Genomic DNA, 20,339 nt, shown 5'->3' with positions numbered 1-20,339 from the left:
TTTTCCTCTTCTTGGTTGCACTGCCAAGACGTTGAGCTTGGCTAATAAATTAGAAGTTAAGTTTGTCAAAGGCCTGAGCCCGTTTAGATATAATCAAAAAGTGTCGTCGACCCGACTTTGCTAAACACACTCGATACGGCATTTAAGGCCAACTGTTGTTTCTCGAGCTCAGTTATCGCCGAGGCATAATCTAAATCTTCCAGCATTGAGAGCGCCGAACTGTTCACCAGTTTCTCTTCCACATGGGTCGAACTGTAACGCTCAATCTGCTTCAAGCTATTACCGGCTTCTCCCCGGGCAATGCTCAACTGATTGACACCACTATCGATATTATTCAACATCTGTGCCAACTCAGCTTTACCTTGGGGAGTATTCACCTTATTAGGATCTTCGAGCAGAGTGATCGCCTGGTTGATGGTATCGAATACGCTCACCTGAGATTGCGGCGTGATGCTAAAACTATCCCCTGGGGCAGGCTGACCATCGAGTTTCACCTCGATACCGTTGAAGTTAATGGAATTGGCGGCATCGAAATTAGGAACAGTCGTTACCAGAGTCGCGGACGAATCGCGGATCTCAAGATTGGCGCCATTCATGGTAAAGCTATAGGTATCATCAACATATGTGGCGGGATCGCTGATCGCGGCGCTTAGAACACGAAAATCCCCCGTCTGAGTCGACAAATAATTGGCGCTAAAGTCGCCAAGACCTGATGGCGCATTCATAAAGGCCTGATCGCCAGGCACATTGGTGCCCAGGGTGACACCTGAAGCCACTATGGCTTGGCGCACACCACTGTCACCGCTATAGACCACATTTCCCGCCGCATCGAAAGCAAAAGGCTGATTGCCAGTCTCATAGCCGGCAAACATATAGTTACCCGATTCATCTTTGGTGTTGGCCACAGAAACCAACTCTTCCAATGTGCCTTTCAGCTCACCGGCAATCATTTGCCGCTCAGAATCAGACAGGCTGCCATTCACTGCACGCAGGATCTGCTCTCTAACCGAGCCAGTCAGGGTTTCGGCTGTGCCTAGCTTGCTCTCGGTTAAAGCCAGGCGATTGGTCGCGTAGTCGATATTCTTCATAAACTGATCGACCAGTGCATTTTGCTGATTAAGGTTATCGATTCCGATAGCCGCCACAGGATCGTCGCCCGCAGTATTGACCCGCTTACCACTGGCGATCTGATCGATGATCTTGCTGGTCGCCGATTGCTTGTTAAGCACGCTATTAATGTTTTGATTAAACATCTGCGCCGTTGAGATCCGCATAATAAAGGCTCCTATCTCACCGAACTAAAGAGGGTGTCGAAAATTTCAGTGGCCGTGGTCATGATCCGCGCCGAGGCCTGATAAGACTGTTGGAAGCGCATCAAATTGGCGGCCTCTTCATCCAGGTTTACCCCTGACTCACTCTGCACCCGGGTATAGGCCTGAGAATAAACGGCTTCGGCCGACCCGAAGGCCACCTCGGCGGCTTTGGCCTTGCCACCCACCTGCAACTTGGTGCCTTCGTAAACATCGGCTAGGGTCGAGCTGCCATTGTTCATCAGTTTGGTTTCCGCGAGCTTAGCCATGGCTACTGCATTGGTGTTATCCCCTTCGGCGAAGCTGAGATCGAAGGTAAACCTGTCAGTGGCTGGCGCGCTGGTATCCACCTCGAAGGTGAAGCCATAGGCACTGATGGACGGCGGCGTAAAGGCTGTCGGCGCACCCAGCGAGTTGCCCGCCGCATCGAATACTTCGAAGGTATTTGCCGTGGTATCTATCTCGAAGGTCAACTCGCTGCCTGTTAAAGGGAAGTTAGCCGCACTGCGATTGTCGATACTCACCAATTTCACCTGGGTGTTGCCCGAGTTTGCTACATCTTCTGTGATTTTTGGCGCAGCGGCGGCAATCCCCTTTGGATCTGTCATCACCACCTTGATACCGGCCGCGGCGCCGGATGTTGGACGGATCTCAAACCTATCCCCCGAGGCCATGGCGCCGGAATCGATATTGATGCTAAAGCCGTCGCCACCGGTCAGCTGACTGCCATTAAGAGTCAATGGCGTCACGGTGCCGGTTTCTTGATCTCTTAGCTCATAAGTTGCTGGTGCGGTAAAGGTTAGCTCATAGCTACCACCGGACAGGGCATTGACATCATCAATGTTGACTCTTAGTGCCGCGTTACCCGTGTTGTTGCCATAAGCGCCGGCGCGGCCCACAGACATGGCTGGGTCATTAATATCCAAGAAGAGATCGCTGCCGACTTCACCATTAAGATCGAAGCCTTGGGACTGCGCCTGATTAAAACTGTCGGCAATACCCAGAGCCAACTGGCCCATCTCTAGCTGCGCCGGGATCAGTGTTTCGTCGCGAAATTGAAACAGAGCACCCAGGCTGCCGCCCATCTTGCTGGGGTCGACCACTAAGGTCTGATTGCCGGCCGTGGTGGTGATACGCAACTCACCAGGATATGGGTCCCCCGTGGTCGCGCCCATCTGCATAGAGACTTCGCCGGATACCAACATCACGGCGCCGCCAAGCATGATGCTCTTGGCGCCAGATTCGAGTGGGATCACATTAACCTGAGCGTATTCGCTGAGCTCCTGGATCAGGGCATCCTGCTTATCGAGCAGCTGCATGTCGGCGCCCTGAGACTTCATCAGTTCCTGATTGATATGGCCAAGTTCGGTACTGATCTCATTGATCCTATCTGTCATAGCCGAGATCTGATCGTTAGTCTGCTTCATCTGACCATCGAGCTGTGACTGCATCTGATTGAGCGCCTTGGCGATCTGGTCAGCATTACCCAGCAGACTGCCGCGAATGCCCATATCATCGGGCAGATCAGCCAGGCTGTTGAGCCCGGCAAAGAGATCGTTAAGGCTCTGCGGCACCGCCTTACCTATCTGAGAAAACAGCTGGTCGAGCTCATTCATCTTAGTCTGGGTGGTCTGCGCCTGGCTCAGCGCCGTCTGACCGATACGCAGCTCACGGGCGGCATATTCGTTATAGATACGTTTAACGTCGGTAATATAGGTACCGGCGCCATAGAAGCTGTTGCCCAGACGCTGGGACTCCAGGCTAGACTGCTCAGCCACCTGACGGTGGTAACCCTGTGTATTGGCATTAGTAATGTTGTTACTGGTCACCGCCAGCTGCGACTGAGAGGCAAGCACGCCGGTACGGGCGATATTCAGCAGATCCATCGACATTATGCTTTACCTCTTATTGCACCTGTTGCTAACTGAGCACTCATCACTTTTCACTCTCCACTTGTCACTTGCCAATGGCTGCGCCAAGCTGTTTGTTTACCGTCTGGGCGACTGTCTGAGTTACCGCCTGCATCACCTTGATCACCTTGTCGGCGTAATCTGGGTCTGTGGCATAACCGGCATCTTGTAGGCCACGGATGAAGGCGGCGGGATTAGCAGCCTTGTCCATCGCATCTTGATAACGCTCGCCTTCGGAGATGAAAGAGACGAAATCGTCAAAACTTTGTTTGATATCCTGATATACCCTGAAATCGGCACGTTGCTTCACCGCAACCCCATGTTCAAACTCCAGGGTACTGACGCCGGCTCGCTCACCATCCCAACGGCGATCGGCCTTGATGTTAAATAGGTTATTGCTAGGCTGACCATCGGCTCGGCGCACCATCTTCTGCCCCCAACCTGTCTCGAGTGCCGACTGGGCAATCAATACCTCTGGGCTGGTACCCAAGGCCTTAGCCGCCTGCTCTGCATGGGGATAGACAGCCTTGACGAACGCCTCACGGCTCTCGAAGCCCTTATTAGCCAAACCTGTTGGCGCCTGAGACGGCAAGACCTTGCCGCTCACTAGCTCATCAAATATCCGCGGCAAGGGCTTATCACCACTTGATACCTTGCTTTGAGCCTCTGATTGGGCCAGAGATTGTCTATCAACTTGTTGCCCGCTGTTGGCAACCGGACTCACCATGCTGCCCCGCAGCACGGAAGCCGGCGTCATCCGGCTGGTCTGCGGCGAGAGCTGCTGCACCATGAGATCTGCAAGGCCCAACATCCCCTTGTCCGACAGATTGACTGACATCTGCTGATCATGCATCTGCTCGTAAAACTTGGTGTACTGGCTGTTCATGGGGCTGTCTGACTCAAACACCGCATTGGCATCGCGCATGCTTTTCATCAACATCTGCACGAAGATACCTTCAAACTGCTGCGCCACCTCTTTGAGTGCCGCCTTGTCATCTTTTTGCGCCTTGGCACGTAGGGAGTCTAGGCCCCCTATGTCCAAGAAATGCGATGCGTTTGACAGCTTATCCATGTTGAGTTCCGATGCCTTGGCGACGACTGAATCGTCTGCGACAAAATTTAGATGATGATAAGCTCACCATGCAAAGCACCTGCCACCTTTAACGCTTCCAGTATGGCTAACACGTCAGATGGCGCGGCGCCGACCAGATTCACCGCCCGCACCAGCTCATCGAGGGTAGTACCAGGGTTAAACAGGAACATGCGATTATCCGCTTCGGACACATCTATGGTGCTGTCGCTGGTGACCACGGTATCGCCCCCCGCCAAGGGATTAGGCTGAGACACCTGGGTCGCCTCGGCGATAGTCACCGTCAGGCCGCCATGGGTCACCGCCGCCGGCAGCAGGCGCACATCTTTACCCACCACTATGGTGCCGGTGCGGGAATTGACGATCACCTTGGCCGACTCGGACGCTGGCTCGACTTCGATGTTTTCCAGCGTCGCCAGGAAAGAGACGCGCTGGGAGACATCCCGCGGCGCACTCACCTGCACCGAAGCCGCATCCAGTGGGCGGGCCATGCCAGGGCCTAAGAGATCGTTGATGGCATCTGCGAGGCGCTTGGCCGTCGAAAAATCGGCGCGGCGCAGGTTAAAGGTCAGGTGATCGCCGGTAGAAAATGGCGTCGCCACGGTGCGCTCGACGATGGCGCCATTGGGGATTCGCCCCACGGTCGGCGTATTCTGAATCACCTTAGAGCCATCGAGTCCTTCTGCGCTAAAGCCGCTGACCACCATGCTGCCCTGGGCGATGGCATACACGTTACCGTCGACGCCCTTGAGGAAGGTCTGCAGCAAAGTACCACCGCGCAGGCTCTTGGCCTCACCCAAGCTAGAGACGGTGACATCAAGCGTCTGACCGGGCTTGATGAAGGCCGGCATGTCGGCACTTACCGCCACCACGGCGACATTCTTGATCTTGGGGCGAAAGTTATCCGGCAGATTGATGCCGAAGTTTTTCAGCATTGTCTTAAAGGTCTGCTCGGTATAACGTGTCTTCTCGCCGGTGCCCGGCAGGCCGACCACCAGACCATAGCCGATCAGCTGGTTGCTACGCACCCCTTGTACGTTGGCGATATCTTTGATGCGCTGGGCCGAGCTGGCTGCGGAAATCACCATCAGGGCACAGGCCAGTATTAATTTCATCTTCATGGCATCGCTCCTTAGAAGGGCCACCAGTCGCTCATAAAGAACTGGCTTAACCAACCCACTTTCTGCGCGTCGGCAAAGGTGCCCGTGCCGCTATATTGAATACGGGCATTGGCCACACGCTGAGAGTCGATGGTGTTGTCGGGACGGATATCTTGCGAGCGTACTATGCCGGTGAGCCTGACAAACTCATCGCCGTTATTGATGGTGATCCACTTCTCGCCGCGGATCACCAGGTTGCCATTGTTGAGCACCTGCATCACATTGGCCGAGATGCTGCCCGACAGGCTGTTACTCTGATCGGCATCCGACTCACGCTTGGTGTTCATGCTGTCTTTATAGCGCAGGTCGATGGGCGAGCCGCTGATGGTGACGTTGCCACCACCGGCATAGATGGGATCGAGCGTCAGATCTGAGCCCTTCTTCAGCTCGTTGTTGGCACTCTTCTTCGCCTTGGTCGACTCTTGCAGGATCACGGTAATGATATCGCCGACCTTAAGCGCCTTGATGTCCGAATAGAGACTAGAGGCCTGGCTATCCTGATACATAGAGCCCGTGGCGGCGATCTTAGTCGGCGGCGCCTCGGGATAAACTGGTGCATAGTAAGGGTCATCGGCGATCGGCTTCTGGTTGGTTGAGGCACAGCCCACCAACGCCAGCGCAACCACTAAGACAGATGACTTAGCCATAACAAACTTAGTCATATCAAACCTCTACAAATTCTGATTGACGTAAGAGAGCATCTGGTCGACGGCCGAGATCACCTTAGAGTTCATCTCGTAGATACGTTGACTCTCGATCAGGTTCACCAGCTCCTCGGTCACGTTAACGTTAGAAGTTTCCAGCGCGCCCTGACGAATGGCGCCCATGCCATCCAGAGAGGCGGTGCCCTGAATAGGCGTGCCGCTGGCGCCGGTTTCCAGATACAGATTCTGCCCCATGGGATCCAGGCCGCTCGGATTGATAAAGTCTGACATGCTCAGCTGACCCACCACCTGGTTTTCCGCCGCGCCAGGGGTCTTCACCGAGACCTCCCCTTCGGCAGAAACGGTAATACTGGTCGCATCATCCGGGATGGTGATCGCAGGTTGCAGCACATAGCCAGAACCCGGGGTCACGATCTGCCCGGTATCATCTAAGGTAAATTGACCATTTCGGGTATAGGCGGTTGTGCCGTCTGGCAGCTGCACCTCGAAGAAACCCGGGCCTTCGATCATCAGATCCAATGAGTTATCAGTGGTAAGCATATTACCCTGGGTGAACATCTTCTGGGTCGCCACCACCTTGGTACCCGCGCCTATGTTTAAGCCGTTGGGTAACTTAGTGTTGGAGGCGCTGATACCACCCGCCTGATTGACGGTCTGATAGAGCAGATCTTCGAAAACGGCACGGCTCTTCTTGTATCCAACTGTGCTCGCGTTCGCCACATTGTTGGAGATCACCGAGATATCTGTTTGCTGGGCATCTAAGCCAGTCTTACTAATCCATAACGCCGGATGCATAATCTATCTCCTAACTAATGCGCATTAATGACGAAGAGGCTTGATCCATCTCTTCGGCGGTTTTCATCATCTTGACCTGCATCTCAAACTGGCGCTGCAGATCGATTAAAGAGACCATCTCGTCGACGGCGTTGACATTGCTGCCTTCGATGGCGCCACTCTCCACGGCAACATTGGGATCGGCCGGGGCATTAACGCCAGACAATTGACGGAACAGACCATCCTCGCCACGCATCAGGTTTTGATTACCAGGGTTAACCAACTTGATACGGCCGACCTCCTCGATCACCTCAGCGGTTGAGCCGAGCGGTCTGACCGAGATGGTGCCATCCTGGGCAATCTCGACCTTTTCGATAGGAAGGGGTAACACGATAGGACCGGCATCGCCCATCACAGGGTTGCCTCTGTCGTTACGCAGCAGGCCTGAAGTGTCGAAACTCAGGCTGCCAGAGCGGGTGTAGGCCTCACCGCCATCGACGGCCTGCACGGCTATCCAGCCGTCACCTTTCACCGCGATGTCGAGATCCCGTCCCGTGGTCTTTATGGGACCGGCGGCAAAGTTGGCCGACGGGTTCTCTGTCATCGAAAACACCCGTGTCGGCAACCCTTCGCCAAAGGCCTGCATAGATCTGGCCTGTTCCAGATCCGACTTAAAGCCGTCGGTATTGGCATTGGCAAGGTTGTTGGCACGCACTGCCAGCGAATTCATATTCTGCTTGGCGCCACTCATGGCGACATAGAGTAATTTATCCACTTGCTGCTCCGTCAATGTTTCAACTAAAACTGTCTAATAACAGAACAAAGCAAACATCATGCCAAGCAATAGATTTGGTTAAGCAGGTGAAATCAAGCAGATAGAAATGAAGCTAAGGAAGGAAAGGAGAAGCGGCAAGAGAAGCGGAAATGTGTTGCCGCCTGGGCAACACATTTCACTCGTCCCTATAAGCGGCAGCTTAACGGATCTGCAGTACCGTCTGCTGCAGGGTGTTGTTCACTTCCAAGGTACGCGAGTTCGCCTGGAAGTTACGCTGGGCAGAGATAAGATCTACCAGCTCTGTGGTCAGGTCGACGTTTGACTGCTCCAGTGCCGATGAGCGAATGCTACCGAAGGTGCCGCTGTTGGCCTCACCCGCCAGCGCCGGACCCGAGTCAAGGCTCTCCTTCCAGGAGGTGTTACCCACCTGAGTCAGGCCCTGCTCGTTGGAGAAACGTGCCAGGGCGACACGCGCCAGAGGCACGGTAGAGCCGTTACTGTAACTGGCGTTTATCAAGCCATCGGCGCCCACTTCCACGTTAGTCAGACGACCCACTGTGGTACCGTCCTGACTCAACTCGGTCACCTCAAATGGCGAGGCGTACTGAGTCGGGCTGTTGAAGTTAAGGGTGAGTGTCTGGCTACCATCTGTACCTGGGCCTAACACATTAGCGCCGCCAACACCGAGTGTCTCTGTGGTGATCACCGCAGGATCGCTGCCGGTATAGGCACCAGTATCGTTAAACGAGAGCACAGAGCCTTTCCAGCCACTGGCGTTAACCGCAGTGCCAGTCGAGTCGGCCACACCATCACCCGTAGTATCACGGCCATAGGTGCCCGCGGCGCCCGCCAAATCCACCTGCTTGCCGTCAACCGCATAGAAGGCCACCCAGTTACTGGTGCCTGTGTAAGCCGCCTCAGGTGGACGCACGAAATAGGTGGTCAGAATATGCGGCTCACCCAGTGAGTCGTACATGGTGACCGACGTCGAGTTGTTGTAGGTATCGGGGTCATTCGGATTAAAGTTCGCCGGATCCAGCGTGCCCTCACCCGCGTTGAGGTTCATCTGAATACCGATATTGTCGGTTTTCTGTGGGCTGCCGGCAGTGTCAGGGATCTTCACCGGTTGAGTAGTTGTCAGACTCACAGAGGTCGAGTTGCCATCTTTGTCCACCGGGAAGGTCTGCAGGTAGTTACCTGCAGAGTTCACCAGGTAACTGTCGGCATCGACCTTGAAGGCACCGGCGCGGGTGTAGGAGAGATCCTGTGAACCCACTTCCGATGAGGTCACAAAGAAACCGCCGCCATTGATCGCCATATCCAGCGCGTTGCTGGTAAATTGCAGACTGCCCTGTTGGAACTGCTGTGCCACCTGAGCCGTGGTAACACCGCCACCGACAGTAGTCTTGCTGTTGGCAAAGATAGAGCTGGCATACACGTCGGCGAACTCGGCGCGCGACTCTTTAAAGCCAGTGGTATTGACGTTGGCGATGTTATTCGCCGTGGTATTGAGATCTTTTTGCGCCGCCGCGATACCACTCAATGCAATGTTAAATGACATAAATCACCTCACTAAAAATTTGTTATCTGTTCTGGACCTAAGTGCCCTAACGCTCTGCTTTGTCTAGGTTTCAGACACGGCCAGAACATCACCGAGTTTGATACCGCCTATGCCTCTCAAGTTGAGAATTGCGCCGGTACTTGCCGTCCCCAGCGAAACACTCGTCACGTGAGCGTAGGTCGATACGGCTAAATCTTCACTCTTACCATCTACCTTGCCCGATGCCTTAATTGAATAGTTACCACTGGCAACGGGTTCCCCATCCTTATCCAGTCCATCCCAAGAGACATCTATATTGCCGCCGTCGCTACCATCGACGGTGAAGGTCTTCACCAGCTGCCCCTTCTCGTCTTCGATTCGCACGGTTATCGACTCGATGGGCTCAGGGGTACTGATCACCCCTTTGAGCACGGGATCTTCCGCCGAAATATGCCCGGTATCCGATGGGATCAATACCTTCTGCCCCACTAGCCCCGAGGCCTGCAGCGCCTGGCTCGAGGTCATCACGGTATTGAGGTTGACTATCTCCTCGTTAAGCTTAGTGATGCCATCCACGGTGGAGAAAGACGCCATCTGGGCAATCATCTGATCGTTATCCACCGGCTTAAAAGGATCCTGCATCGACAGCTGCTGACTGAGCAGGGAGAAGAAATCCTCCTGGGTCAGCTCCTGACTCTTGGCCTCAGGGATCGAGGACTCCTCCTGCAGGCGCATGCTGTCTAGAAACGGATTTCCCGTAGTCTGGGTGGTTGCCTGACTGCTCGACGCCTGAGGCGTCACCGACTTGGCGCTCTGGGTCGAACTGGTTTGCGCAACCTGAGTATTTAACGGATTAACTAGGCTCACGACTTACCCCCTAGGAATTGCCAATGCGTAAGGTTTGCTGAAGCATAGATTTTGCCGCGTCGGCAACCTGTACGTTCATCTGGTAGGAACGAGAGGCCGAGATCATGTTGGCCATCTCCTCCATCACATTGACATTTGGCTTATAAATAAACCCATCGGCATCCGCTAACGGATGATCGGGTGAATACTCTTTCTGTAACGGCTTATCGCTCTCGACGATACCGGCCACCTTGACCGCCTGGCTGGTATTCTGCTGATGACTGGCCTTGGCCAGCTCGGCCTCGAAAACCGGATGACGGGCACGATAGGTCTTATCCACACTGCTGGAAACTGAATCGGCATTGGCGATGTTACTGGCAGTGGTATTTAGCCTGACTGACTGGGCCGACATGCCAGAGCCTGCCACATTGAAGATATTAAAAAGGCTCATGATTACGTTCCTTTAAGGGCTTTTTTCAGGCCGGAAAACTTACCGTCAAGAAAACCTAACGACATCTGATACTCGAGCGCATTCTGCATAAACTCTGACTGCTCCTGCTGAATATCCACCGTATTGCCATCACCTGTATCAGGCTGATTGGGTACCCGATAGCTAATGTGTTGCTGGGAAAGCGCCGCCAAATCGAAGTGCTTCTCGTTGCTACGGCTCATCGCAAGCCCGCTTTGGGCCGTGCGCGCCGCCTGCAGCGCCTTATCAAAATCCAGGTCTTTCGCCTTGTAATGGGGAGTATCGGCATTGGCGATATTTGACGAGATCACCTCGGCCCGCGCCGAACGTATCCCCAAGGTATACTGATGTATCCCCAATGCCTTATCGAAACTAATCGCCATAAAATTGCCTCCACACACGAATGCCATAAACAAAGCAATACTTGTGCCAATAAAATCAGTTCTAGGTAACTTACTCAGGCAAAGCAGATATAGAAATGGCAGGCATAAAAAATGCCAGCGATTGCTGGCATTTGAAACTTGATTGCGAACTCAGAGGGTTAGCCCCTTGAAGGGCTAGGTTTGCGACCTTAGGTCCGCTTCTGGTAATAGATCCCAGGGTTACACCTCACCATATCAAACTCGTCGGTCAGGCCGGCAATCGACTCAGATGCCCCCAGAAAGAGTATCCCCTTGGGATTGAGGGCGGCAGCAAATTGCCGCAATATCTTGGCCTTTGCCTCTGGGGCAAAATAGATCAGCACGTTGCGGCAAAAGATGATGTCAAACTTGCCGAGTAAGGTGTAACTCTCAAGCAGGTTGTGTGCCCTGAAGTTCACCAAACGCTTGACGTTAGCCTTCACCACCATGGAGCCACTCCCCGTGGGTTCAAAAAACTGACGTTTGCGCTCCTCGGACAGACCGCGCCCCAAGGCAAGGTTGTCATATTCGGCCGCCTTACAGCGCTCTAGCATAGAAGGAGACAGATCCGTTGCCAGGATCGTCGCACTGCCGGGCAAAGCTCCTGGCTTGCGCTGCTGATATTCCAAGATGGTCATGGCTAGCGAATAGGGTTCCTGCCCCGACGAACAGGCAGCCGACCAGATCTTCAGCGGCCGTCCCAGGCGGGCATATTCGGGTAACAGGTTATTGCCTAACAACTCGAAGGGATAGCGATCGCGAAACCACAAGGTTTCATTGGTGGTCATGGCGTCGATCACCTCGGCACGAAGTTGCCGCTCGGTGGGCTTCATCGAATGTTTAACCACTTCAGATAATGAGGGAAGATTATATTTCCCCATCAGAGGCGCGAGTCGACTACGAACCAAATATTGCTTATTGTCGCCCAACACAATACCGCTGTGTTGTTCCAGAAATAATTTAAATTGGTTGTACTCGGCTTCGGCAAGTGATTTATTCGGCACCTTGATATCCCAATATCAAAAAAGAAAACAGGCTACAACATACACTATAGCAAGCGTTACAGAGGTCAGCGTTATACATTAGCTAACTCACTGATACAAGCCTAAACTTACCAAATTTAGGCTCAGGCCCAACTTAGTACAAATTACAAACTAAGATGCTTATTCACCGCCGCCGCTAATTCATCAGGATTAAATTTCGCGATAAAGTCATTAGCGCCCACCTTCTCCACCATGGCCTGGTTAAATACGCCGCTGAGCGAGGTATGCAGCACCACCTTAATGTCTTTCAATTTAGGATTGTCGCGGATCTCTGCCGTCAGGGTATAGCCGTCCATCTCCGGCATCTCGATATCGGAAATGATCAACGGGATCTCATGGGCCACGTTATCCATCTCGGCGGCGACGCTTACCAGCTTATCTAAGGCCTCGCGGCCATCTTTGGCGGTATCTATCTGCAGGCTCAGAGATTCCAGTGCGCGAATGATCTGCTTGCGTGCCACGGCCGAATCGTCGATCACCATGATGTGATAGTGACGGTCTCTGTCTATGGTCAACTGCTCGTCGACTTCCTGACTGATCTGAGTCTTCACCGGCGAGATCTCATCGAGGATCTTCTCGACATCGAGGATCTCCACCAGCTCACCCTCAATCTCGGTCACGGCGGTCAGGTAGGAGTATCGTCCCGCGCCTTGCGGCGGCGGCATGATCGCCTCCCAGTTCATGTTGATGATGCGCTCGACCGACTTAACCAGGAAACCCTGCACACTACGGTTGTACTCGGAGATGATGATGAAGCAACCTTCGGTATCTTCTATCGGTCTGCCGCCGGTGGCCGCGCTGAGATCGATCACCGAAATGGTCTGGCCGCGAATATGGGCCACGCCCCTCACATAGGGATTGAGCTTAGGCAGGCCTGTCAGTGGCGGGCACTGCAGCACCTCTTTCACCTTAAATACGTTAATGCCAAACCTTTGCCGCCCGTTTAACTTAAACAGCAATAGCTCTAAGCGGTTTTGTCCTACAAGTTGGGTGCGTTTGTTAACTGATTCAAGAATACTCGACATAATGCCTTTGCCCTGTTGTCGGGTGAATGCGAAGCCGTTCCCATGGTAAATATGAGTATAGGCATACTAATTGCTTTATCTAGTTATATGACAACCAGACCTTTACTTTGTCAAATTTATGACACTCATTTCTCACAAAAAATGGCAAAGCCTTGGCTCTTAAAACGAAGTATAGGTGTAATCTGGCTAATCAAGCTAGTCAATTCATTATGAAAGTAAATTTTGCATATTTTCTGTTTTTGCTACTCATCTCTCTGCCCTTAAAGGCGGCTGAGACCGCCAGCGTTCCCTCTGTATCGACCATAGCGCGATTAGCTACAGAGGCAGTGCAGGAAAAAATGGTCTTCCCCCAAGATGCCAAGGTCATCATTACCCCCCAAAGCCTGGACACCCGGCTAAACCCTCCCGCCTGTTGGGGTGAACCCAAGGCGGAAATTGCCAGCGATCGCGCCATCAGTAAAAACAACACGGTCAAGATCAGCTGCGCCAGTCCAGATCTCGATTACCCCTGGCAGATCTACATTTCGGTTCGCGTCGAGGTGCTCTTTCCTGTGGTAGTAGCCAATCAAACCTTGGGGCCCGGCGATCTCATCGAATCGGATCAGATTCGCCTCGACTATGTCGAGCAGAGCCAACTCAGAGGTCAACAATTTGATGACCCTACCGCCGTGACCGGCACCCGGGTAAAGCGCAGAATTCCCACCAATCAGCCGCTGTTTGCCAGCAACCTCTGCTTCGTCTGCAAGGGCGATATCGTGGCCATCTATGCACGGGCCGATAATTTTGTGATAAAAACCAACGGTGAAGCGTTAAAAGATGGTAACCTTGGCGATAAGATACAGGTGCGCAATAGCCGCTCCAACAAGACAGTTGATGCACATGTGACAGGCATTGGCGAGGTGGAAGTCAGGATGTGATCCTGATGATCTTATGACGCGCAAAAATTTATACTGTTTTTTGAAACTTTATTCTAAAGCTTTGACCATGAGTGCCGATAGACAAGTATGTTGATCTCATTTATGTAAGTTGGACCCCACAATGCCTATAGATATTAAGCACGTAAATACAAACACTAACAGTCGGGTTGGCAGCGCCAGCTCGAAAGCCTCGCAGCACAAAGGTAGCGCAGCGGCCACCAGCGCACCAGCGCAGACGGTGAAGAGCGATTCTGTCTCTATCACCTCTCAGGCGCAGCAGCTGCAAAGTGCCCAGGCCAAACTAAATGACATTCCTGAAATCGATATCAAGAAAGTCGAACAGATCAAGGCGGCCATCGCCGAGGGACGCTATAAGATAGATGCCGACAAACTCGCCAGCAACATAGCGCAGTTTGAAAAGGAACTTCAGGATCTTTAACTAATACGTTATGACGCAGATAACCGATATCATCGCCAATCAACACAAATTACTGGACAGTCTGAAGCAGACCATCACGGCAGAGAAGGATGCCCTGATCGCGCAAGATGCGGATCAATTGTTGCGTCTGGCCAATGAGAAGGCCCAGCTGTTAAATGAGATCAAACTAGGTGATACCGAATTAGCTGCGCATCCTGACCTAGGCAGGCTCACTCAGGAGCCTCAACTTATTGCCCAGGTCGACAATGCCAAGCAGGCATTGGCTGAGTGTAAACAGCTTAACGAGCAAAACGCCGCGCTTATCGAACACAGCATGGCCAGCGTCAATCGTTTCTCCCAGGCACTGCAGGCCAGTCGTAATGCCAGTAGCCTCACCTATGACGGCAAGGGCAAGACCTCGACTATCTCCACGCTCGGCAATAATCTGAAAGCTTAACCACTAATATAGAGTTACAGGCTCAAGCTGAAGACATTAAAAAAGCCTCTTTATAGAGGCTTTTTTATTTGCGGGCACTTAGAAATAGGTCACTTCCTTCACCGTCTGCGGCCTATTCTGCTGTTGGTATAAGGCCCACACCTGCTGGAAGTCGAGCTCCAGCTCAGTCACATAATGATCCCCGACCGGGTAGCTCTTCACCACTCTAGCGCCGCGGATAACCCCGCTCACCGAGGCCTGAATATTATCATCGGAAAGCATCCAATCTTTCACACTGCTAGACGCCGATAGCTGCTGGCCGTAAACCTGCTCGGCAAGCTCACGGTAGGCGGCGATCTTCGACGCCTGCATCGCCATCAACACCCGCTGAGATGCCTCTTTCGCCGGCTGAGTCGCCAGCGGCGCATAGCCGATTGCGGTTAACTTAGGAAAACTTTCCGGCGCCTGGGTTTCCCATTGAATGTATCTGTCTTGAGACGCACATCCACTCAGGACGAGCAGCAACACACTAATTAGATATCTCATTGCTTAACCCCTTTAATCTGGACATCTCCCTGACCTTGGCTGCTGTAACGAATAAGCTTGCCATCATGCGCGACCACCCTCTCAGACAGGCTAAGGTAGTCCGCCAGCTCGGCCTGACTCACACTCGCCGCAGCGACCGAAACCACACGGTTGTTAGTTACATTAACGATACGGCTGTTTACCACCACACCATCAGGCTTAAGGCTCATGGTTGACACCAATACGTGCTCTACCGGCAGATCCGCTGGTAGTTGGCGCCAGTCGCGGGTCAGCAGCAGCTCACCTTGATCTGTCACCCTAACGTTCTCGCCCACGTTCAGATCCACCAGATTAAACTGATGATCATGCATAGCCGCGATCAGCCCCTGTTGTATCTGTAACCCCAAGGCGTTAGTCGACTTGAGGTTATCCAGCAACACAGGCGTCGCCACCAGCAGGGGCTGCTTAGGCGTCAACTGATCGTTCTGGCGCACCAATTCATTTGCCAACTGCTGAGTCAGGTGCATCACAGATGAACTCGCTGGCAAACTATTGCCGGTCTGCAAGGTTGGCGTGGCGGGCTCATTTGCCGCGCAGGCCCCCAATAGCAACAGGGAAGATATTATCAAAGCATTTCGCATCATGATGTCCCATGGTTTTCGATATTGACCCAGGCCAATATACCCACTTGGCTGCGCCATAATTTCGGCCAACCAAACCTATTGGCAATTATGCAGCAATATATATGCCATAAGCTTAGCATTGTTCGATTTACACCTATTAGGGTTAACCTCAAGTATTGGGCTCACACTTGGCGAATCCTGAAGGACTGATTGGCGTTCGTCATCCTACTTTTCAGCAAATGACCTGACGGTGGCCAACTTTGGCTAACTTTGGCTAACTTTGGCTAACTTTGACTGACTTTAACCAACTCAGGCATAGATATTGCTTTGAGTCTAACTAATCAATGGGAACATGAGAATGGGCGCAAAAACTGTCAGCATTTTGGCACCAGCTACGCGCTAGATAAACCGGCTCAGTTGAGACAGATACAATGAAACGAATTCAATTACTATTGCTGTTACTCGCCGCCTTTAACACTCAGGTGATGGCTCAGTGGCTTGAGGCCCAGGGCGAAGCCAAGATCATCAACGGCAATATCACCCAGGCGCGAGAAGATGCCATAGCGCAGGCGCTGAGCTATGTCACTTTGCAATCGGGTGGCCAGTTTACCAGCATGCAGCAGACTCAGAACGGTCAGCTAACCCAGACCCAGTTCTCGATGTCGCAGCAGGCCGAGGCCGGCCGCGTCGAGCTTATCAGCGAGCGTATCCAGGGCGATACCCTCAGCGTCAACCTAAGAGTCGATGTACTGCAAAACGCTAAGGTGCAGACCTGTGGGATGAGTCAACTCAAGGCGGCCATCCTGGTTCCCCAGGCGCAAATTGCCGATCGTAGCCAACTCAGATATGGCAACCTTGGCAACTTCGAGAAAGCCCTGTCGGAGAAGCTCGGCAGCATCATCGCCCGCGAGGGTAAGGCGAGTTTCGCCCATGTTCATGCCAACGAACGACTCGATATCGAGCAGTCATTGATCGACATCCGCGGTTATCGCCTCCCCAGCTGGCTTAGCGAGATCACCGACAGCCAATACATTCTGCTGCCGGAGATTATCGACATCTCCACCGAGCCGGTCGAAGCCAGTCTGTTTGGCCTCTGGGATAGCTATCCTCAGCGCCAGTTTCAGCTACGTCTATCTCTGTATCATGGCATCAGCGGCGAGCAGATCTGGAGTGAGTACTACGACGCCCCTGCCCCATGGGAATTTGAACGCCAAGCGACGATACCGGCCCAAAGCAACCGTTTTTGGGCATCCAGCTATGGTAAGAACATCGAAATGCTGCTGACCCAGGCCAGCGAAGATATCGACAAAGTGCTCGACTGCCGCCCGTTACTTGGGCAGGTGGTCTCCCGCGTCGACAACCGGGTTATCATCAACCTGGGGCGCAATCATGGCGTGAAAGTTGGGGACCAATTCCAACTGGTGCTGCAGCAAAACCTGCCGGATCGACTGGATAATATGCGTGCAGTCGCCAGCGAATCGCGCGCCAAGATCACCATAGACCAGGTGACACAGGAAAGCGCCACCGCCATACTGCAAGGCGCTAACGGCGCGATCAACATACAAATTAACGACATCGCGATTAAAATCTAACTTAATTAGTGCACTAATTAAGCAACTAAATCTAAAGCCTTTTCATCGCGATGAAAAACAGTATAATCACTTGCGTCTCCCTATAGCTCAACAGGATAGAGCAGTCGCCTCCTAAGCGATCGATCGGGGTTCGAGTCCCTGTGGGGAGACCAGTTAGTGAACTAGCCTAATAGATGAAGCATGACTTCGAGGGACAGTGTCAATGACTGAGCTTTTTAATGCCAATCTCAACATCATCAGCCAGCGTTGGCCTATCATTGCCTCTGCACTTCAACACGCATCTTTCGATCATTTAGATGCCGCTCTTGTTACCGGCCAAACTCAAACCATTAGCGTTAATGGCATTCAACTAAGTAGCCGCCACGATAGAATGGCCGAAGCACGTCTATTTATCGAACAGCTTCCCAGCGGCTGCAAGCATGTCGCAGTGTACGGTATCGGTATGGGCGATGTACCTAGCTTGCTGATAGATAATCCTCAATTACAGCAAATACTTATCTGCCCACTAAATATCGCGCTGTTTGCTTTATTGCTTTCTTACACAGATCAGAGTGAATGGCTGAACGATAAAAGAGTCGTTTTGGTGCACCAACTCGAGCAGAACAAGCTGGCAACTCATTATATTGCCATTACGCCCGACCTACTCCTGATTGATGATGAAAATGCAAAGTTAAGAGACCTATTGGTCTTAGAAAATAATCGTGCATATGCCAACAAACACCACACGATAGACAATCCAGAAATTCAGCAACGTTTACTTGAAAACCTATCGGCAATTGAACAGGATCCAGATGCTGCAACGCTGAAAATGACTCACCATCAATCTCACGCTCATCTGATTGGAGCAGGCCCGACGCTAGAAACACATTACTCCTATCTGCTCAGGCAACGCGCTCTGCCGATTGGGCAACGCCCCTTGATGATTGCCGTTGATACATCATTAAAGGCGTTAACTGAAAATAAAATCATTCCAGACATAGTAGTTTCTATTGACAGTAAAATAACATTGGAACACTTCCCTGAAAACATACCGGAAGATATAACCCTAGTTTACTTTCCTACACTATCAAAAGAGGTGATATCTAATTGGCCAGGCCCCAAATTCAATGCCTACTCAACCAGCCCTATTTACGATCAATTAGCTAAGCACCACCAAAAAATCAGGCTATTTACCAACGGCAGCGTCATCCACCCCGCGATTGATCTGGCGGTAACATTGGGAATCAAAGAAATCACATTATTTGGCTGTGATTTTTGTTACCCCAATAATAAAACCCACGCCCATTGGGAAGACGGCATGTTAGGACCTTCGACTCAATTGCAGAAAAAACATTGGGTTCTCAATGGCCATGGCAAACGTGTCGCCACAGATCTCAACTTTAGAGCTTATCTTCGCAGTCTGGAACACTATATTCGCATTCATCCCAAAGTGAAATTCTACCAATCGAGTTTAGAAGGGGCCAGAATAATTGGCGCACAGTACAAGGAGTTAGTTTGAATATAAAAGAGACATATGCAGTAATTACAAGTGACTTTGTTGAAGCCGCTCACGCGTTTCGATTAGGCCAGGAAGCAGAAGGCTCTCAGCGGTTGCGCGAAGGACTAGATCTATTAGAACCCCTTCTCAGCTCACACCCAAAGGCACAAGTGATTTTTCAATTGATTCCTAATATGCTAGCAGCTCAGGAGCGCCATGACTGGTTAGGGCTTGCGGACTACTTAGAACACGAATTAAGCGCGCTATTGAGCCAGACTTAGATCTATAACCTGGCAAACTTTAAGCTTGGTTAGTGTTAAAGCAACCGTCCCCCAAGACCAACCAACGCCAAATCCAGACAATACCAAGTTTACGCTTCCCTTTAGCAGCGGTTCACTTAAACTTAACCCTAATGCCAAAGGTATGGATGCAGAGCTGGTATTACCGACTTCCCCCATAGATATAACTAGCTGTTCATATGTTAAACCTAACTTGTCTCCTAATCGCTTTAGCATCATTTCGTTTGCTTGATGCATTACACAATAATCGACATCAGCGTTTTGCCAGCCCTTAGCGGCTAAACAGGCTGTGATTGAAGAGGGAACTTCCCTTAGGGTGAACACAAATACCTGCATGCCATCCATAAAGAGTTCAGGGGATTCACCGGGACAGAGCGCTCCCCCTTTAGGTTGAATAAGATAAGGCGCTCCGGCACCATCGGTTCCTAGCGAGAACACCATCTCATCGCTTTCCATGCACTTTTCAATTGCGATAGCGCTAACCGCATCACCAAATAATGAGGATACCGCTCGATTATCCTGACGATATTGATGTGTCGTTGTATCCCCCACAACCAATAGCGCTTTACCCTTTGACAGTCCTGCTACTAGCTGCGCAACTTGCCATAAACCATAAACAAACCCTGAACATCCCAAGTTTACATCATAGGCGATAGTATCTTTGCTCAAGCCTAGCTGATGTTGCAACTGGACTGCATTCCCTGGCAAAGGGTAATCCGGGGTTTGGGTAACAAAGACGACGAGCGAAATCTCCTCCGGCTTCCAATCCATTGCATCTATCAATGATTCACATGCTACTTTACCAAGCGATAACGCGGTTTGGTCAGCTGAAGCAACACGTCTTGCGCGAATCCCGGTCGAGGCAACAATACGAGCCATCTCTTCTCTTGCACTACTCGAAGATTCATCAATATTTTCACAACTAATTTCAGGTAAGACGGAGACAATGCCTGTGATCGACACCTTGTTCACGGAAGTAATGGTCATTTCTTATCCCTGATTTTTCACTATATAGCAAAAGGTTAGTGCACTTTTGGCGCAAGC

Annotated in this window: 22 protein-coding genes and 1 tRNA gene; 7 read left to right on the top strand and 16 right to left on the bottom strand. The window is 51.9% G+C overall.

Going from position 1 to position 20,339, the window contains the following annotated elements:
• Positions 1-83: 83 nt before the first annotated feature.
• The 13 genes from flgL to K0I63_RS06740 form a co-directional block, all read right to left on the bottom strand.
• Entirely contained in the window at positions 84-1,274 is a 1,191-nt protein-coding gene (gene flgL, locus K0I63_RS06800; protein ID WP_220082942.1) for a flagellar hook-associated protein FlgL, read from the bottom strand.
• Between the two features lie 11 nt (positions 1,275-1,285).
• Entirely contained in the window at positions 1,286-3,202 is a 1,917-nt protein-coding gene (gene flgK, locus K0I63_RS06795; protein WP_220082941.1) for a flagellar hook-associated protein FlgK, read from the bottom strand.
• 64 nt (positions 3,203-3,266) lie between these two features.
• The gene (flgJ, locus tag K0I63_RS06790) at positions 3,267-4,292 is read right to left on the bottom strand and encodes a flagellar assembly peptidoglycan hydrolase FlgJ (RefSeq protein WP_220082940.1); all 1,026 of its coding nucleotides are present in this window, start codon (positions 4,290-4,292) and stop codon (positions 3,267-3,269) included.
• Between the two features lie 47 nt (positions 4,293-4,339).
• Positions 4,340-5,431, bottom strand: a complete 1,092-nt coding sequence (locus K0I63_RS06785) for a flagellar basal body P-ring protein FlgI (protein ID WP_220082939.1) — start codon at positions 5,429-5,431, stop codon at positions 4,340-4,342.
• A gap of 11 nt (positions 5,432-5,442) precedes the next feature.
• A complete protein-coding gene (gene flgH, locus K0I63_RS06780) occupies positions 5,443-6,117 on the bottom strand; it encodes a flagellar basal body L-ring protein FlgH (RefSeq protein ID WP_041407052.1) in 675 nt (224 codons plus the stop codon).
• 24 nt (positions 6,118-6,141) lie between these two features.
• The gene (flgG, locus tag K0I63_RS06775; RefSeq protein WP_011865151.1) at positions 6,142-6,930 is read right to left on the bottom strand and encodes a flagellar basal-body rod protein FlgG; all 789 of its coding nucleotides are present in this window, start codon (positions 6,928-6,930) and stop codon (positions 6,142-6,144) included.
• Between the two features lie 10 nt (positions 6,931-6,940).
• On the bottom strand, positions 6,941-7,684 hold the full coding sequence (gene flgF / locus K0I63_RS06770) for a flagellar basal-body rod protein FlgF (protein ID WP_011865150.1): 744 nt from the start codon (positions 7,682-7,684) through the stop codon (positions 6,941-6,943).
• 199 nt (positions 7,685-7,883) lie between these two features.
• Positions 7,884-9,245, bottom strand: a complete 1,362-nt coding sequence (gene flgE / locus K0I63_RS06765) for a flagellar hook protein FlgE (protein ID WP_011865149.1) — start codon at positions 9,243-9,245, stop codon at positions 7,884-7,886.
• Positions 9,246-9,308: 63 nt separating this feature from the next.
• Positions 9,309-10,091, bottom strand: coding sequence for a flagellar hook assembly protein FlgD (gene flgD, locus K0I63_RS06760; protein ID WP_011865148.1), 783 nt, complete (start codon positions 10,089-10,091; stop codon positions 9,309-9,311).
• A 10-nt stretch (positions 10,092-10,101) separates the two neighbouring features.
• Positions 10,102-10,521 carry a flagellar basal body rod protein FlgC gene (gene flgC / locus K0I63_RS06755; protein WP_011865147.1) on the bottom strand — a complete coding sequence of 140 codons (420 nt, stop codon included), beginning with the start codon at positions 10,519-10,521 and terminating at the stop codon, positions 10,102-10,104.
• Between the two features lie 2 nt (positions 10,522-10,523).
• A complete protein-coding gene (gene flgB, locus K0I63_RS06750; RefSeq protein ID WP_011865146.1) occupies positions 10,524-10,922 on the bottom strand; it encodes a flagellar basal body rod protein FlgB in 399 nt (132 codons plus the stop codon).
• Positions 10,923-11,110: 188 nt separating this feature from the next.
• On the bottom strand, positions 11,111-11,950 hold the full coding sequence (locus tag K0I63_RS06745; RefSeq protein ID WP_083764348.1) for a CheR family methyltransferase: 840 nt from the start codon (positions 11,948-11,950) through the stop codon (positions 11,111-11,113).
• 137 nt (positions 11,951-12,087) lie between these two features.
• Positions 12,088-13,008 (bottom strand): chemotaxis protein CheV, encoded by a 921-nt coding sequence (locus K0I63_RS06740; RefSeq protein ID WP_144204188.1) that lies wholly within the window; start codon positions 13,006-13,008, stop codon positions 12,088-12,090.
• Between the two features lie 209 nt (positions 13,009-13,217).
• Between K0I63_RS06740 and flgA the strand changes: the two genes are divergently transcribed.
• The 3 genes from flgA to K0I63_RS06725 all read left to right on the top strand — a co-directional run bounded on the left by flgA (position 13,218) and on the right by K0I63_RS06725 (position 14,800).
• On the top strand, positions 13,218-13,925 hold the full coding sequence (gene flgA / locus K0I63_RS06735; protein ID WP_220082938.1) for a flagellar basal body P-ring formation chaperone FlgA: 708 nt from the start codon (positions 13,218-13,220) through the stop codon (positions 13,923-13,925).
• 121 nt (positions 13,926-14,046) lie between these two features.
• On the top strand, positions 14,047-14,364 hold the full coding sequence (gene flgM / locus K0I63_RS06730; RefSeq protein ID WP_220073491.1) for a flagellar biosynthesis anti-sigma factor FlgM: 318 nt from the start codon (positions 14,047-14,049) through the stop codon (positions 14,362-14,364).
• A gap of 10 nt (positions 14,365-14,374) precedes the next feature.
• Positions 14,375-14,800 carry a flagella synthesis protein FlgN gene (locus K0I63_RS06725; RefSeq protein ID WP_220082937.1) on the top strand — a complete coding sequence of 142 codons (426 nt, stop codon included), beginning with the start codon at positions 14,375-14,377 and terminating at the stop codon, positions 14,798-14,800.
• 78 nt (positions 14,801-14,878) lie between these two features.
• Here K0I63_RS06725 and K0I63_RS06720 read toward each other — a convergent pair whose 3' ends face one another.
• Both K0I63_RS06720 and K0I63_RS06715 read right to left on the bottom strand, forming a co-directional pair.
• Complete coding sequence (locus K0I63_RS06720; RefSeq protein WP_011865140.1) at positions 14,879-15,325, bottom strand: LPP20 family lipoprotein; 447 nt, start codon at positions 15,323-15,325, stop codon at positions 14,879-14,881.
• The gene (locus K0I63_RS06715) at positions 15,322-15,933 is read right to left on the bottom strand and encodes a FlgO family outer membrane protein (RefSeq protein WP_350354956.1); all 612 of its coding nucleotides are present in this window, start codon (positions 15,931-15,933) and stop codon (positions 15,322-15,324) included. Before K0I63_RS06715 ends, K0I63_RS06720 begins: the two co-directional genes overlap by 4 nt.
• A 425-nt stretch (positions 15,934-16,358) precedes the next feature.
• On the opposite strand from K0I63_RS06715, the gene K0I63_RS06710 reads away from it, so the two are divergent.
• The 4 genes from K0I63_RS06710 (at position 16,359) to K0I63_RS06695 (ending at position 19,277) form a co-directional block, all read left to right on the top strand.
• Positions 16,359-17,519, top strand: a complete 1,161-nt coding sequence (locus tag K0I63_RS06710; RefSeq protein WP_220082935.1) for a flagellar assembly protein FlgT — start codon at positions 16,359-16,361, stop codon at positions 17,517-17,519.
• 76 nt (positions 17,520-17,595) lie between these two features.
• Positions 17,596-17,671, top strand: a tRNA-Arg gene (locus K0I63_RS06705).
• A 50-nt stretch (positions 17,672-17,721) separates the two neighbouring features.
• Entirely contained in the window at positions 17,722-19,017 is a 1,296-nt protein-coding gene (locus K0I63_RS06700; RefSeq protein ID WP_011865137.1) for a motility associated factor glycosyltransferase family protein, read from the top strand.
• The gene (locus tag K0I63_RS06695; RefSeq protein ID WP_011865136.1) at positions 19,014-19,277 is read left to right on the top strand and encodes a hypothetical protein; all 264 of its coding nucleotides are present in this window, start codon (positions 19,014-19,016) and stop codon (positions 19,275-19,277) included. The genes K0I63_RS06700 and K0I63_RS06695 overlap by 4 nt, the downstream gene beginning before the upstream one ends.
• Here K0I63_RS06695 and K0I63_RS06690 read toward each other — a convergent pair.
• Positions 19,260-20,282, bottom strand: a complete 1,023-nt coding sequence (locus tag K0I63_RS06690) for a ketoacyl-ACP synthase III (protein WP_220082934.1) — start codon at positions 20,280-20,282, stop codon at positions 19,260-19,262. The genes K0I63_RS06695 and K0I63_RS06690 overlap by 18 nt on opposite strands.
• Positions 20,283-20,339: the final 57 nt, after the last annotated feature.

Source organism: Shewanella rhizosphaerae (assembly GCF_019457655.1).
GTDB lineage: Bacteria > Pseudomonadota > Gammaproteobacteria > Enterobacterales > Shewanellaceae > Shewanella > Shewanella loihica.
The sequence above is the reverse complement of the archived record's forward strand: the minus strand, read 5'-3'. Positions and strand labels throughout refer to the sequence as shown.